Origin of the sequence: Nocardia sp. XZ_19_369 (assembly GCF_015355715.1) — a bacterium.
Classification (GTDB): domain Bacteria; phylum Actinomycetota; class Actinomycetes; order Mycobacteriales; family Mycobacteriaceae; genus Nocardia.
This window is the reverse complement of record NZ_JACVED010000001.1, coordinates 753,948-769,535: the sequence shown is the minus strand read 5'-3', so window position 1 is coordinate 769,535 and position 15,588 is coordinate 753,948. Positions and strand designations below refer to the sequence as shown.

The 15,588-nt window shown below is 69.3% G+C and carries 11 protein-coding genes; 4 read left to right on the top strand and 7 right to left on the bottom strand.

The genetic code is table 11. From position 1 onward, the window contains the following. Window positions 1-49 precede the first annotated feature (49 nt). The 4 genes from IBX18_RS03580 to IBX18_RS03565 form a co-directional block, all read right to left on the bottom strand. Window positions 50-4,534 carry an alpha-(1->3)-arabinofuranosyltransferase family protein gene (locus tag IBX18_RS03580; protein WP_194832722.1) on the bottom strand — a complete coding sequence of 1,495 codons (4,485 nt, stop codon included), beginning with the start codon at window positions 4,532-4,534 and terminating at the stop codon, window positions 50-52. Between the two features lie 4 nt (window positions 4,535-4,538). Next, window positions 4,539-4,709, bottom strand: a complete 171-nt coding sequence (locus tag IBX18_RS03575; RefSeq protein WP_194832295.1) for a DUF2613 domain-containing protein — start codon at window positions 4,707-4,709, stop codon at window positions 4,539-4,541. A 164-nt stretch (window positions 4,710-4,873) separates the two neighbouring features. After that, window positions 4,874-5,968 carry an isochorismate synthase MenF gene (locus IBX18_RS03570; protein ID WP_194832294.1) on the bottom strand — a complete coding sequence of 365 codons (1,095 nt, stop codon included), beginning with the start codon at window positions 5,966-5,968 and terminating at the stop codon, window positions 4,874-4,876. Between the two features lie 141 nt (window positions 5,969-6,109). After that, window positions 6,110-6,598: a universal stress protein gene (locus tag IBX18_RS03565; RefSeq protein WP_107653285.1), complete on the bottom strand. Its 489-nt coding sequence runs from the start codon at window positions 6,596-6,598 to the stop codon at window positions 6,110-6,112. Window positions 6,599-6,696: 98 nt separating this feature from the next. On the opposite strand from IBX18_RS03565, the gene IBX18_RS03560 reads away from it, so the two are divergent. From IBX18_RS03560 to IBX18_RS03550, 3 genes are all read left to right on the top strand, one after another. Further along, a complete protein-coding gene (locus tag IBX18_RS03560) occupies window positions 6,697-7,860 on the top strand; it encodes a glycoside hydrolase family 3 N-terminal domain-containing protein (protein WP_194832293.1) in 1,164 nt (387 codons plus the stop codon). 89 nt (window positions 7,861-7,949) lie between these two features. Then, a complete protein-coding gene (locus tag IBX18_RS03555) occupies window positions 7,950-8,549 on the top strand; it encodes a TetR/AcrR family transcriptional regulator (protein WP_107653283.1) in 600 nt (199 codons plus the stop codon). Window positions 8,550-8,677: 128 nt separating this feature from the next. Then, window positions 8,678-9,796, top strand: a complete 1,119-nt coding sequence (locus tag IBX18_RS03550) for a DUF5685 family protein (RefSeq protein ID WP_194832292.1) — start codon at window positions 8,678-8,680, stop codon at window positions 9,794-9,796. Window positions 9,797-9,876: 80 nt separating this feature from the next. On the opposite strand, the gene IBX18_RS03545 is transcribed toward IBX18_RS03550, so the two are convergent. Both IBX18_RS03545 and IBX18_RS03540 read right to left on the bottom strand, forming a co-directional pair. Further along, entirely contained in the window at window positions 9,877-10,746 is an 870-nt protein-coding gene (locus IBX18_RS03545) for a MaoC/PaaZ C-terminal domain-containing protein (RefSeq protein ID WP_194832291.1), read from the bottom strand. Continuing rightward, the gene (locus IBX18_RS03540) at window positions 10,743-12,101 is read right to left on the bottom strand and encodes a 3-oxoacyl-ACP reductase (protein ID WP_194832290.1); all 1,359 of its coding nucleotides are present in this window, start codon (window positions 12,099-12,101) and stop codon (window positions 10,743-10,745) included. The genes IBX18_RS03545 and IBX18_RS03540 overlap by 4 nt, the downstream gene beginning before the upstream one ends. 281 nt (window positions 12,102-12,382) lie before the next feature. On the opposite strand from IBX18_RS03540, the gene IBX18_RS03535 reads away from it, so the two are divergent. Beyond that, entirely contained in the window at window positions 12,383-13,705 is a 1,323-nt protein-coding gene (locus IBX18_RS03535; RefSeq protein WP_135233956.1) for an acetyl-CoA C-acetyltransferase, read from the top strand. A gap of 54 nt (window positions 13,706-13,759) precedes the next feature. On the opposite strand, the gene IBX18_RS03530 is transcribed toward IBX18_RS03535, so the two are convergent. Then, the gene (locus IBX18_RS03530) at window positions 13,760-15,514 is read right to left on the bottom strand and encodes an SDR family oxidoreductase (protein ID WP_194832289.1); all 1,755 of its coding nucleotides are present in this window, start codon (window positions 15,512-15,514) and stop codon (window positions 13,760-13,762) included. Window positions 15,515-15,588 lie beyond the last annotated feature (74 nt).

Here is a 15,588-nt window from a genome sequence, read left to right as displayed (position 1 = left end):
TCGTAGACGAAACCGCATTCGGCACATTCCCTCACGCGGCGTCACATTATCAACGAGGTCCGTTGCGGCGCAGCCCGAATGACCGAGGCGGCGGCAGCGCGGCGACGCCGACCGCGATCACCGCGAGGACTGCGGGCAGTTGCGCCCACAGCGAGCCGCCCATGTAGCCGCCCGAGGCGCGCCACGGGCCGGTCGACAGGGCTGCTGCGGAGAGTGCCGTGCCGACGCCTGCGATGACTACGAGCACCCGGGGTGTGACCTGTGGATAGAACCGAGCGGCGGCGAGAATGGCTGCGGTGACGATGGTTCCGACCGGGCCGGCGATCAGCGTTGCTGCTGCCGCGAGGCCGAGTGCCCCGAGCCAGCGCGGGCCCCAGGTTCGTGGCGTGGAATCCGGCACGTGGGCAACAGCATCCGTGCTGATGGTGCTCGAGCCGGAGACAGCCGAGGCATCGACGGCGGGGGTGGCCGAGCCTGAGATGGCTGCGGCATCCGGCGATGCGGTGCTGAGGTCGGGCGTTGTGGGCGCTGCGCCAGTGGGTGCCGTGCTGGCGGTCTCGGGCGCGATGTTCAGCTCGGCGCCAATCGGTTTCGCGATGGTGCGGGCCCGCCGCGGAATCGCCAGGCCTATCAGCGGCAGGAGCAGCAGGAGACCACCGAAGATGCCGAGGCGGTACCAGCGGTCAATGGGGAACGACACGGTGACGGGACCGGTGGCGCCGGGCGGCAGCAGCCAGGCTTGCTGCCAGCCGTCGATCACCACGGGCTCGAGGGTCTTGCCGTCGGAAGTCGTTGCCTGCCAGCCGACATTGGTGCTCAGCGGCAGCACGAGGACGCGGGTGCCGGACGACTGCGCGGCCGGCACGGCGAGCCCGATGCGCTCGAGCCGGAGCCGGTCGACGAAGAACAGGTCGGTCGGCCCGACGGTGACGTCGGCACGACCCTGCGAAAGTCCGAGCGCACCGGAATCGGGCTGCGGCGAAGCGTCATCCGCGCAGACGCGTGCGGGAACCGGAGCGCCGGAGCGAAGTTCAGCCGCGGTCGCGGTGACGGTGGTGCGCCGCAGTTGTCCATCGATGTTGATGGTCGGGCCGATTTCGCACGGGACGGTGATCTCCCGGTCGAGCGCCGCGGGCGCGGGATAGTCCGGACCGAGCACCGACACCTCGGCCAGTCCCGCAGGCTGCGCGAGCACGAAACCCATTGCCGTCCTGTCCAGGACGGGCTGCCAGTCCCGGATGCTCAGCTCGATGCGATCGGTCACGGTGGGGTGCAGCGAGATTCGGGCCGGCGAGCCTGTGGTGCTCTTGTCCAGCTCACGCACCTGCGGGCCGTCACCGAGGTTGACCACCACCGAGGTGGGTGCGGCGGGCAGGCCGCCGAGCGAGGGGGTCAGCTCCAGTCCGGTCACCAGCGCGGGGGCGGGCAATTCGATCGTCAGGGTGGGTTTGGCACCGGTCAGTACCCGCACCGAGTCCTCGGGGGCAGTCCAACTGGTGCGCGGATCGCCATCGGTGGCGGCGAACGCGGCACCACGCAGGTCTCCGACGTCGGCCTTGCCCCTGGCGACCGGGCGGTCGTGGTCGGTGAGCAGCGCCTCCAGCGCGGGGCCCTGCCGGGTCCGGACGGTCAGCTCCGGCGTGACGGACATGGGTTCGGGCACCGACAGCGTGCGCTGGAAGGTGCCGGGTTCCTCGGGTGCCAACGCGAGACCCTTGCTGCAGCGCACGCGGTCCGGCGAATCGAAACAGGCACCGCGCCCGGGGAATTCCTGCCCGAGATCCCAAGCTCGGATCTGCGCGCCCGCAGGGGTCGGCGGAAGCACCGTCCGGTGCCGGATGTCGACGGGGACCGGTTGGTCACGGACGGAGTAGTCGTCGAGCGCGATCTCGCTGATGCCGAACTGCCCACCGCGCTTGCCGTTTTCGGTGCGGATGGCAGTAATGGTGATCCACTGCGTCTTGCCCGCGGGCAGCGAAACCGACACCGGCGTACCGGGTTCGGGAATGCGGGTACCCACGGTGCCGTTGGCGGTGCGCACCTCGACCCACTTCACCGGATCGCCGATGGCGGCCGCGCTGGTGCTGAAGCTCAGCTGGCCGACCCGGATCGGCTGGTCCAGATCGAGTCGAAGCCATTGTCCGAGTGCGTGTTCGGAACCGTTGCTGATCCACGCGGTGGCCGGATCGCCGTCGACGACCGCCGCGGTGGAACTGCCCGGCGCGGCACCACCCAGCTGGGTGGCGTCGGCGGCCGAGCTGGACGCGGTGACGGTCGCGCCCGTCCATTCCCCGCGCACCAGGTCGGCGCCGGGCACCGGGTAGTCGGACACCAGGTTGTGGGTGCGGCGGGCGTCGTCGGGCGCGCGCAGCGCGGAATTGTGATTGTCGACGCGACCGAAGTCGGATTCCCGGTCCATCGGGGTGTCGGTGACGGTCAACGGTCCGATCGGCAGTCCGGCGCGCCTCGCGTCGGCGGCCAGCATGGCGGGTGTCTCGCTGCTGCCCGGGTCGCGGTGCAGGCGTTCGAGCACTTCGGGCCCGCCCTGCACCACGGGTAACGCGTCGAGCGGCACCGTGTACGCGCCGGGGAACGCCGGCGGCGCACCGGTTCCGCTGCGCACCTCGGCCGGTGTGCCGGGCGTCGGTGTCTGCACCCGGTAGATCTCGACCGCCGGGTAGGCGGGCCGCAGATCACCGTCCGCGACGAGATCCTCGGCGATGACCGCGGATTCGATCGGCGCGCCGAACTCCGCGACCTTGGCCAGGCCAGGGGAACCGTCGATCGCCCGGTGCGCCAGCATCGGCCGGGTCGAGCGGGAAGTCTCGGCATCGAGATCGTTGCGCAGCACCAGGATTCCGATGCCCTGCCCGGCCAGGGTCGCCGCGAGTCCATCGGACGGCCTGCCGTCGGCGATCAGGCGCTGCACCGAGTCCATCGCGCGAATGGTGCCCGGCGGGTTCAGCGGCACCGAGTCGCGGACCGCCCACGGCGTGCGCGCCAACGCCTGCAACGGTTCGTCGCGCGTCAGTCCCCAGACCTGACTGCCGAAGGGGGCACCGGGCACGATCAGCGCTCTGGTGTCGGAAGCGTGGTCCTGCAACCAGTCCGCCGTCTGCTGCCAATACGCGGGCACCTTGTCGTAGGCGCCGCGCGGGGCCAGCTTGCCGGTCCAGGCCAGCGAGGTGGACAGGGCCAGGGCGGTGAGGATCAGCGCGGCCACCGCGACGGCACGATCCCGCTCCGGATGCGCGAACGCGCTGCGCCACACCGGCATCGGCACCGAGGTGGGCAGCGGCACCCGGGCCAGCAGCTGGGCGAGGCCGAGCACCAACGGGATTCGGATCAGCGGTTCCAGCTTGTGCACGTTGCGCAGCGGCGCCCCACCGGAATCCAGGAACAGCCGCACCGATTCCGCGAACGGCCCGCCCAGCTCACCGACGTAGCCGGCGCAGATGCCGACCAGGCCGACGCACAGGATCAGCGTCAGCCGACCGCGATAGGGCATGGACCGCATCGCCAGTCCGGCCATGCCCGCCGCCGCGAGCAGCCCGGTGGCGAGCACCGCCGCGGGCTGGGTCACCAGCACCGCGCCGGCGATGCGCTCCGGCGAGACGAACGGCGTCCAACTGTCCGTGCCGCGCAGCACCTCGGCGAGCGAGGCCCATTGCGTTGTCACCCCGGAGGATTCGATGTAGTCCAGGAACGGCGGGCTCACCTTGCCGAGCAACAGCAGCGGCACCGCCCACCAGAAGGTGGCGAGCACGAGCAGCGGCACCCAGGCCCTGGTGAATTGCCACCACTGCTTGTTCGGCCGATACGACGCCCACCACAGCAGCGCGGGCAGGAACGCCGCGACTGTGGCGACGGCATTGACCGACCCCATCAGCGCGAGTGCCAGCGCGCTGCCTGCCGCCGATTCGGCACCACCGCGCCGCCCGCGGTCCGTCGGCGGATCGGCGCCCGCGTCAGTCGTGCGCCGCCGATTCCGATAGCGGATGCCCAGCGCCGCGGGCGCCAGCAACACCCACGGTGCCAGCATCATCGGCAGCGTCTCCGACGAGATGGAGCCGAGCGTGGTGAGCACCCGTGGGGACAGCGCGAACGCGGTCGCGGCGATGATGCGGGAGCCGCGGGTGCCGATGCCGAGGGTCTCGCAGAGCCGGATGATGCCCCAGAAACCGGCGATCAGCAGCAGTGCCCACCAGATGCGCTGGGTGGCCCAGGCGGGCAGGCCGAGCACATGGCCGAGCGAGAAGAACGCGCCGTGCGGGAAGAAGTATCCGTAAGCCTGGTTCTGCACCTGACCCATCGGGGCCTGGCTGCTCCACAGGTGGCTGGCGCGTTCGAGGAAGCCGAGCGGGTTCTGCGCCAGGTCGTATTTGGTGTCGGCGACCGTGCGTCCCGGCGCCTGCAGGAAGGTCAGCAGGAACGCCGCGAGCACCGTCCCGGCGAACCAGCGTCTACCGAGCGGCGCGGTGTTGTGCCGCCGCGCCGCCGGTCCGAGCGAGTCGGTGGGTGAAGCGGGGGTCAGCGGCTCAGCGACTGCCGTACTCGACGTTGTTCAGCAACGAGGAGTCCTTGTCGCCGGTGCGGTCGATGTCGGGACGCGAGTTCTGCTGCACCGCCACCGTGACGAGGAGCACCGCGATCACGCCGAGTACGGCGCCGCCGACAGCACTCGCAACACCAGGAACAGCAAACTTCATTGCGGCACTCCAATACATCGATGCAGGCACATTCCCGGTCAACCTAGCAGCCCGCAACCGTATCCGGTGCGTTCAGCCCGCCGATTGTCGGTCGGCAGTCCGGTTGAGGCGGCGATCACCGGGGATTCCGGGTGCTATCAACGGCCCGGTCGAGCGCGCCGGGATCAGTGTGCGGGGATGGCGCAGTGCAGCCCGCCGAGCAGGGTGCGGAGCTTGGCGGTGGTTTCGTCGAGCTCGGCTTTCGGGTCCGAGGCGGCGACGATGCCGCCGCCCGCGTAGGCGTGCACGGTGCGTCCATCGGCCGACAGTTCCGCGCAGCGGATCGCGACCACCCACGAGCCGTCACCGCGTGCATCGCACCAGCCGACCGCGCCACCGTAGAAACCGCGGTCCTCCTCCAGGTCGGCGATCGTGTCGAGCGCGAGGTCGGTCGGGGTGCCGCAGACGGCGGGCGTGGGATGCAGCAGCAGTGCCAGTTCGAGCGCGGTGGTCGCTGGGTCGCGCAGCCGTCCGGTGATCGGGGTGGCGAGATGCCAGACCTCGGGCGTGCTGATCAGTTCCGGACCGTCGGGGATGGACAACTCGGCGCAGACCGGGCCGAGTTTCTCCCGGATCCATTCGATGACGAAGGCATGCTCGGCGCGATTCTTGGTGCTGGACAGCAGCTCTCGCGCCTGGACGGCATCGGCACCCGGATCGGCGAGCCTGGGCATCGTGCCGGCCAACGGCCGCAGCGTGACGGTTTCGCCGTGCCGGGCGATCAGCACCTCGGGCGTGGCGCCGACCAGTGTCGCCCCCGTCCGCCCGGCGGGGGACAGGTCGACGGCGAACACATTGGCGTGTGGATGCCTGGTCAGCAGGTGGGCCGCGACGAGCTCGGGATCCAATGCGGCGGCCGCCTCGGCCATTACCGACCGTGCGGCAACCACCTTGCGCAGCGGTTGTGCCGGATCGTTCAGCTGCTCAACGAGTTTCGTCACCCGCGCGATATGTTCAGCGGCACTGGGGATTTCGGTCACGAACTGGACGGCGGGCAGGTCGGGAAGGGCAGCGGGCCGCCACGGTCCTGCGGTGTGCCGCGCATGTTCGGGCACCGTCAGCGCGGCGGGCCGACGAGGATCGAACGGCAACGCACCGACGATCAGTTCAGCGGTGCCGTCCCGCAGCGCGGCGATCGCGGGCTCGGCCTCGTCGAAGGTGACCCGGCTCCCGGAGGTCCGGACCACCCCGTCCGGCTGAGCAAGCAGGAATCCATCCATAGTCCCTCGACCCTAACCCCGCCCCCACCCTCGAAACCCGCTCCGTGAGCGCCCTCACGAAGCGACCTCGGCCGCGTTCGGTGGCTGTGTCTTCGCTTCGCTCGCTCACCTCGAAGCAACAACGCTCGGCCGCACAGGCTCCTACCCAGTTTTGGCGGCGGGTTCCTTGCCAGGCGGGACCATCAGGACCGGGCGATGACAGTGCTTGAGGACCGCGTCGGCGACGCTGCTGTGCATCAGTGCGCGGATGCCGGTGGCGCCCCGGGTACCCGCGACGATGATGTCGACGTCCAGGTCGTCGGCGCATTCGACGATGGCATTCCAGATGGTCGTCGTGCATTCGGCGGTGCGCGCCTCGGCATTGAGCCCGGCGAGTTTGGCCAGCCGCACACCCTCGGTGTTGATGGTGCGGGCGTCGACGTAGGCGACATCTTCGATCTCGTCGTCGGGCACCCATTCCGGCTGCATCACCCCGGACAGTCCGGACAGGCGGGCGGCTTGGCGCACCATCGGCTCCCATGCGGTGAGCACGATCGCTCTGTTCGCGCTGAGGAACCGCCCGGCGTATTCGATGGCCCGCTTGGCGTTCTCGGACCCATCGTAGGCAATGAGCATCAGATCGCAGGGCACGATGACCTCCTGGTGGGAGACTCACGGCTATTGAACAAGGCTACCCTGGCCGAGCCCGGCCTACTTGCTGGCGCGCGGGATCAGTACGGTTTACTTCCATGCGGAAGACGCCCCTGCTCGTGCTCGCCGTGCTGGCCGCCGTCGCGACCGCCTGCTCGTCCGGCGGTGGCGCCGACCCGACGCCGTCGCAAGCGGCGGCGCCCGAGTCGACGTCCGAATCGTCCACGCAGCCAACAACATCCGCGAAGCCGGATTGCACGGCCGGATATCTCGGGCAGTTCACGTTGCGACAGAAGCTGGCGCAGCTGTTGACCGTCGGCGTCACCGGCGCCGACGACGCCGCGAATGTGGTGGGCACCGAGCAGGTCGGCGGAGTCTTCGTCGGCGGCTGGACCGACCTCACGCTGCTGAGCGACGGCAGGCTCGAGCAGATCAAGCAGTCGGCCAAGGTGCCGCTCATGGTGACCATCGACGAGGAAGGCGGCCGCGTCTCCCGGGTGAAGAACCTGATCGGCGCCGCGCCCTCGGCCAGGGCCACCGTCGACGCGATGACCGCCGAACAGTTCCACGACGCCACCCTGACCAGGGGCCGCGCGCTGAAAGACCTCGGTGTGACGGTGAACTTCGCCCCGGATGTCGATGTGAGCGCCCAGCCCGCCGATTCCGTCATCGGCGACCGCTCCTTCTCCGACGATCCCGCCGTGGTCACCCGTTACGCCGACGCCTACATCCGCGCCATGCGTGAGGTCGGCGTGGGCACCGTGCTCAAGCACTTCCCCGGTCACGGGTCCGGCTCGGGCGATTCGCACCGCGGCGCGGTCCGCACGCCGCCGCTGGAGAGCATGCAGACCGTCGATCTCGCCCCGTTCCGCGCGCTGATCGGTTCCGGCGCGGGCGTGATGGTCGGCCACCTCGACGTCCCCGGCCTCACCACCCCGGACGTGCCCGCGAGCATCAGTCCGCAGGTGATGACGCTGCTGCGGGAGGGTCGCGGTTACGGTGCCGCACCGTTCCAGGGGCCGATCTTCACCGACGACCTGGGCGGCATGGCCGCGATCACCAACCGGCTGTCCATCGCGGACGCGGTGGAGGCCGCGCTGGTCGCCGGCGCGGACAACGCGCTCTGGATCACCACCGACGCGGTGCCCAGCGTGCTCGATCAGCTCGAGCAGGCGGTGGCGACGGGCCGCTTGCCCGCCGCGCAGGTGGATGCGTCGGTGTTGCGGATGGCGGCGTTCAAGGGGGCGCTGCCGCGCTGCTGAGCCCCTGTTCCCGCGACTGATGAGCAAATGCGACCCGCGGAACTTACCTTGGAGTAATATGTGAACTTCACCGTGCGGTAGGAGAGTGGATGGCGGGCGGAACGAAGCGACTTCCTCGAGCGGTTCGTGAGCAGCAGATGCTCGATGCCGCGGTCGAGGTGTTCTCGCGGAAAGGCTTCCACGATACGTCGATGGATGCCATCGCCGCCGAGGCCAAGATATCGAAGCCGATGCTGTACCTGTACTACGGCTCCAAGGACGAACTGTTCCGCGCCTGCATCCAGCGCGAGGGTCTGCGCTTCATCGAATCGGTGGTGCCCGCAGGAAACCCCCAGCTGACGCCGCACGAGCAGGTGCGGGTCGCGCTGGAGGGCTTCCTCGGCTTCGTGGACCGCAACCGGCGCTCCTGGCAGGTGCTCTATCGGCAGGCCATCGGTCAGCAGGCGTTCGCGTCGGAGATCGAGAACGCCCGCGAGCGCGTCATCGAATTGACCGCCAAGCTGCTGGAATCCAGCGCCAAACACCCGGAGCCCGGCACCAACTTCGACATTGTCGCGGCCGCTGTGATCGGCGCGGGCGAGGCCATCGCGGACCGGGTGGCCAGCGGCCGGATCGAGGTGGCCGAGGCGGTCGACCTGCTCGACGATCTCGCGTGGCGCGGTCTGGCCGGGCGCAAGAAGGCGGAGTAACGCCGGCTCGCCACTGTGGAGGAAGTGGCGGGTACCGGTTGCCGTGCCGTTAACGGCCTGCCAGAGTGCGGTGATCAACAAGTACAGACCGGCTCTGCGCGGAACGGGCCGGGGAGAACGGGGCGGAATTGTTCGGGTTGCTCAGGCCGTGTGCGCACGGCGCGGCGAAGTACGGCATCGATGCGGCCGAGTGGCGCACACATATGTGCGGGCTGTGTCTGGGGCTACGGGACGAGCACGGGCAATTGGCCCGTGCGACAACGAATGTCGATGCGATCGTGCTGAGCGTGCTCACCGAGGCGCAGTCCGCGGGCGCGGTCGAGCGCACCACGGCGGGGCGGTGTGCCCTGCGCGGCATGCAACGCGCGTCGGTCGCGGCCGCGAATTCGCCGGGTGTGCGACTGGCCACGACGGCGTCGCTGCTGTTGGCCTCGGCCAAGGTCCGCGACCATGTCGACGACGGCGACGCATCCGCACTGGCCCGCACGCCGATGGCGAAGGCGGCGAGCCGCTGGGCCGGACAGGCGCGGCTGAGCGCAGAGCGCATCGGGTTGGATGTCGAACCTCTCGTCGCCGCGTTGAGTGCACAGACGGGGTTGGAGCAGGCGGCGACCGCCGGTGGGACGGATTCGTTGGCGCGACTGACCGAGCCGACCCAGCTCTGCGCGTCCGAGTTCTTCGCGCACACAGCGGTTTTGGCGGAGCGTCCGGCCAACGTCGACGCATTGCGCTCCGCCGGTTGGCAATTCGGCCGGATCGCGCACCTGGCCGATGCCGTGCAGGACTACGAGCAGGACCTAGCCCGCGGCCGGTTCAATCCGCTCGCCGCCACCGGAACGACCATGCCGCAGGCGTACGACCTACTGCGGGAATCGGATTCACGGCTGCGCGAAGCGGTCGCGGAAGCCGAGCTCGATGCCGTCCCCACGGTGCGCTGGATGCTGCTGGACCCGCTGGCCGGCGTGCTGCGCCGACTCGGCCGAGGGATCGGCACGGTTGCCGGCCACAGCTGCGGGATCTCGCACGACAGCAGCGATGTGCAGATGAGCGCGCGGCGCACCCGGCATCGCCGTCCGGGTATCGGCGAGTCGCTGGCGCTCATCCTCGGCGGGTACTGCACCGGGTACGCCTGCTGTGCCGAGCACACCCAGCCGTGCACCGGCGAGCGCAAGGACGCTTGGCTCAAGGACTGCAACGGCGATTGCGGTGACTGCTGTCATTGCGATTGCTGCGGTTGCGACTGCTGACGACAGCACGCCGCCAGGTCATATAACGAGCGGAGCCGCGCCTCCCGTGAAAGAGGCGCGGCACCAAAACTTCTCGAATCTCAGCGCAGTGTCGCGGTGAGGTGCGGGAACCCCTTCTTCGGGTTCAGCACGGCCAGATCCCAGCCGCCCGCCACCTGATCCGCGTACACGTTCACCGTCGACGGCAGGAAGATCGGCTTGCCGAACTTCACCGAGTAGGTGGTCTTGCCCGGTACCCGGCCCTCGATCGTGCCGAGCAGGTGCGCGGCCGACCACATGCCGTGCGCGATCGGCTTCGGGAACCCGAAAGCCTTGGCGCCCAACGCCGAGGTGTGGATCGGGTTGTGATCACCCGAGGCCGCGGCGTACTGGTTGATCGTCTTCTGATCGACCCGCCAGGTGCGCAGCGGCGGCGGTGGCACCTCTTCCGGCTTGGGCTCCGGCTTCGGCCCGCCCGACAGCGAGGTGCGCTGCTGGTGCAGGAAGGTGGTGACCTGCCGCCACACCAGCTCGCGGCCGACGCTGATCTCGGTGATCGCGTCCACCAGCAGCCCCTTCGGGTGCTCCCGCAGATTCTCGATGTGCGCCTTGATATCCAGCGGCTCGCTCACCGAGATGTCGCGGGTCCGCTCGATCACGTTCTCCGCGTGCACCGCACCGACCGCGACGAACGGAAAGTCGCGTTGCACAACGAGTTGCATCACGATCGGGAAGGTGAGGATGAACGGGTAGGTCAGCGGCAGCGCATCGCCGAACCGCAGACCGGTGGCCCGGCAGTACGCGGCCAGATGATCCGGATCGACCTGCAGGCCGTCGAGCTTGCTCGCCCGATCCGGCAGCGTCGACTTCCGCGCCGAAACCAGCGGCAGCGGAACCGCTCCCAGCGCGGCCTTCAGATACAGCGGGCCGTTCTTGGGTGTTTCGGTGAGCGAGATCAGTTCGGTCATCATGCTCCGATCAGGCTCTGCCCGCAGACGCGAACCACGTTGCCGGTCACCGCGTTCGACGCCGGGCTGGCGAAGTAGGCGATGGTCTCGGCGACGTCGACGGTCTGCCCGCCCTGCAGCAGCGAGCTCATCAGCCTGCCCGCCTCGCGGGTGGGCAGCGGGATGGCGGCGGTCATCGCGGTCTCGATGAAGCCGGGCGCCACCGCGTTGATGGTGATGCCCTTCTCCGCCAGCTTCGGCGCCTCGGCGTCGACCATGCCGATGACACCGGCCTTGGAGGTGCCGTAGTTGGTCTGGCCGCGGTTGCCCGCGATGCCCGCGATGGAGGACACGTCGATCACCCGGCCGCCCTCCTTCAGCGCGCCACGGGCGACCAGGCCCTCGGTGATCCGGTGCGGCGCCGCGAGATTCACGTTGAGCACCGAGTTCCACCGGCCGTCGTCCATGTTGGCGAGCAGCTTGTCCCTGGTGATGCCCGCGTTGTGCACGACGATGTCGATGCCGCCGAAGCGCTCGGTGGCGAACTCGGCCAGCTTCTCCGCGGCGTCGGGCGCGGTCACGTCCAGCGCCAGCGCGGTGCCGCCGACCTTGTTCGCGGTCTGCGACAGTGCCTCGCCGGCGGCCGGGATGTCGGCGACGATCACCGTCGCGCCGTCGCGAGCGAACACCTCGGCGATGGTCGCGCCGATGCCGCGCGCGGCGCCGGTGACCACGGCGACCTTGCCCTCGAGCGGCCGGTCCCAGCTGGTCGGCGGGGTGGCGTCGTCCTTGCCGACCCGGATGACCTGGCCGTCGACGAAGGCCGACTTGGCCGAGAGCAGGAAGCGCAGCGTCGACTCCAGGCCGGACGCGCCCGCGGCGGCCTCCGGGTGCAGGTACACCAGCTGGGCGGTGGCGCCGCGCAGCAGCTCCTTGGCCACCGACCGGGTGAAGCCCTCGAGCGCGCGCTGGGCGATCTGCTCGTCCACGCTCGACGTCAGCTCGGGGGTGGTGCCGATGACGACGATGCGCCCGGACGCGGCGATGGTGCGCATGGCGGGCTGGAAGAATTCGTAGAGCTGGGACAGGTCTTCGATGGACCCGATGCCGGTCGCGTCGAACACCAGCGCGCCGAGCTTCGTTCCCGCGCTGGGCGAGTCGACGAAGGTGTAGTCCGACAGCAGGGCGCGCACCGGTTCGGCGACCCGGCCCTTACCGCCGAGCAGCACGGGGCCGGGCAAGGCGGGCTCGCCCTGCTTGTAGCGACGCAGATTCTCCGGCTGCGGCAGTCCCAGCTTGCTCGCCAGGAACTGACCGGGGGCCGAGTGGACGAACGATCCGTAGAGGTTGGGAGCACCCTTACTCTTGCTGGCTGCCACTGTTCCTACCTTTTCTGTGTTGACAGGCGGCGTGCACGGTCCCTGGCGAGGTTACGCAAGCTACCCCTGCACCGACTCTCGCTCACGCCGCGATGTTCAGTTCTCGGGTCTGGTGGTACCCGGCAGTGGACCGCTGGCACACATTTGCGGGTACGGTGTCGACATTAAACTTACTCCAGAGTAAGTTTAATGTAAACCAACCGCGACGGGGCGCCGATCTGTGGAGATTTCCACGCGGACTCCGGAGCGCCGAACATCCCCAACGAGACCTGGAGACTCGAGTGACAACCAAATCCCGTTCGGCGAAGAGCACCGCCAAGACCGGTAAGACCACCCGCCCGGTCGCGATCGTGGGCGGCAACCGGATCCCGTTCGCTCGCTCCGACAAGGCGTACGCGCACGCGTCCAACCAGGACATGTTCACCGCCGCGCTGGACGGCCTGGTCAGCCGCTTCGGCCTGCAGGGCGAGCGGCTCGGCATGGTGGTCGGCGGCGCCGTACTCAAGCGGGTCGGCGAGCACGGCATGATCCGCGAGAGCGTGCTCGGCAGCAAGCTCAGCCCGTACACCCCGGCTCACGATCTGCAGCTGGCCTGCGGCACCGGTCTCCAGGCCGTCGTCACCGTCGGTGACGCGATTGCCCAGGGCCGCATCGAGGCCGGCGTCGGCGGCGGTACCGACACCACCTCGGACGCCCCGATCGGCGTCAGCGAGGGCATGCGCGAATGGATGCTCGACGCCAACCGCGCCAAGACCAACAAGGACCGGCTCAAGCTGGTCGGTCAGCTGCGTCCGGGCATGCTCGGCATCGAGATTCCGCGCAACGCCGAGCCGCGCACCGGGCTGTCCATGGGTGAGCACGCCGCCATCACCGCCAAGGAATTCGCCGTCCCGCGCGAGGCGCAGGACGAGCTGGCCTACCTGTCGCACAAGAACATGGCGGCCGCCTACGATCGCGGTTTCTTCGATGATCTGGTCACCCCCTTCCTCGGGCTGACCCGCGACGACAACCTGCGTCCCGGCTCGACCGTGGAGAAGCTGGCCACCCTCAAGCCGGTGTTCGGTGTCAAGGCCGGTGACGCCACCATGACCGCGGGCAACTCCACCCCGCTGACCGACGGCGCCTCCACGGTGCTGCTGTCCAGCGAGGAATGGGCCACCGAGCGCAACCTGCCGGTGCTCGCCCACCTGGTCGACAGCGAGGTCGCGGCGGTCGACTACATCCACGGCCCGGACGGCCTGCTGATGGCGCCCACCTACGCGGTGCCGCGGATGCTCGCCCGAAACGGCCTGACCCTGCAGGACTTCGACTACTACGAGATCCACGAGGCGTTCGCCTCGGTGGTGCTCGCGACGCTCACCGCGTGGGAGTCCGACGCCTACTGCAAGGAGCGCCTCGGCCTCGACGGCGCGCTCGGCTCGATCGACCGCAGCAAGCTCAACGTCAACGGCTCCTCGCTGGCGGCGGGTCACCCGTTCGCGGCGACCGGCGGCCGCATCGTCGCCTCGACCGCGAAGATGCTGGCGGAGAAGGGATCCGGCCGCGCGCTGATCTCCATCTGTGCCGCCGGTGGACAGGGTGTTGTCGCCATCATCGAGCGGTAGAGTCGGAAACAACTGACAAGGTGGCACCCAATCCCTCGGGTGCCACCTTGTCTGTCATCGCACCAAACTGCCTCGGGCAGCGGCGAATCGAACCACGCCCGGCGCCAAGCGCCCGACGACGTACTGCAGCCGGGCTTCCGGGGTCACCGGGACGACGTCCTTGTTTTTCCGCACCGCCCGCAGGATCTGCTTCGCGACCTTCTCCGGCCCGTAACCGCGCAACCGGTACAGCCGGTCGTAGAGCTGCTGTCTGCGCTGCTCCTCCTCGGCCGAGACACCGGACATGCGGGTGTTGCGGACGATGTCGGTGTGCACGATGCCGGGGCAGATGGTGCTGACACCGATTCCGCTGCTTGCCAATTCGGTGCGTAGGCAGTCGGAGAACATGAACACCGCGGCCTTACTGGTGGAGTACGCCGAGAAGGCCTGCTGCGGGGTGTAGGCGGCCATGCTGGACAGGTTGACGATGTGCCCGCCGAGTCCGCGCTCGGCCATCGGGCCCGCGAAGGCGCGACAGCCGTTGACGACGCCGTGCAGGTTGACCGCGAGTACCCGGTCGAAATCGGCGGCGGAGGTGTCGAGGAATTTCCCGGCCTGCCCGATGCCCGCGTTGTTGATCAGGACGTCGGGCACACCGTGCTCGAGGATCACGCCGTCGGCATGCTTGCGCACCGCCGACTCGTCGGAGACGTCCAGCTCGTAGGCGTAGCCGGTGCCACCCGCCTGCGCGATCAGCGCCACGGTCGCCTCCGCCGCGATCCCGTTGATATCCGACACCACGACCTCGGCGCCGTCGCGCGCGAAGGCCAGCGCGGTCGCCCGGCCGATCCCGCTGCCGCCGCCGGTGATCACCACCAGTTGATCCTCGAAGGGCTTGCGCGGCAACCCCACCCGCGCCCGGCGCAGGGTTCGGGCCTGCGGCGCACCGGATACCGCGTCGATCAACTCCACGGCGGCCGAGGCGAGCAGTTGCGGGTGCGAGAACGGCAGCCAGTGCCCGCCTTTCACCACCCGCAGCCAGACCTGGTCGGCCCACCGGTCCTCGTCGGCGTAACTCGACTGCCGCACTGCGGGATCGCGGGTACCGACGATGATCTGCGTAGGGACCGTGGTGAATTGGTCGCGGTCCCGCAGCGGATTCGCGGCCAACGTGGACCGGTAGATGCGCAGTCCGTTCGCCATGTCCTGCTTGAAGGTCGGCGCGAGGTGGATCCGCTCCGGCGGCGCGCCTTCGGTGGCGGAAAGCATGGCGCGCCACCGTTGTTCGCTCATCCCCACCTTGATCGCGGCCTGCGGCAGTACCGGCAGCGCGAGGAAGGTCGAGTAGGCGAAGGAACCGAGCTGGGCCAGTGGCAGCGCGATATTGCGCGGCGTGGGCCGGGCGAGGCGGCTGCGTGCCCACTTGCTCACGTGCGCGATGCTCGGCCCGGAGACCGAGGTGAACGAGGCGATCAAGCGTTGCGCGTCGGGGCGGCAGACGATTTCCCAGGTGGCGACGCTGCCCCAGTCGTGCGCGAGCACGTGCACCGGCTCGTCGCCGCCGAGTGCCTCGATCACCGCGACGTAGTCCGAGGCCAGCGCCGTGGTCGAAATGGCTGCTGTACCCGGCGGATTGGCCGATTCGCCGTGTCCGCGATTGTCCACGCTCAACAGCCGGAACCGCTCGGTGAGCGCGGGCACGACGTTGTCCCACAGATGATGGGAGTCCGGCCAGCCGTGCAGCAGCAGGATCGTCGGCCCGTCCGGATTGCCTTGTTCATAGACGGCGAGGTCGACCTCGCCGTTGCGGACCACATGCTTCTGGGCCATGGATTCACCCCACTATCCGGGCCGCGCGGGTCGCGGTCCGTGGACGTAGCTGTCCGACCCATTCTGTCTGAGAC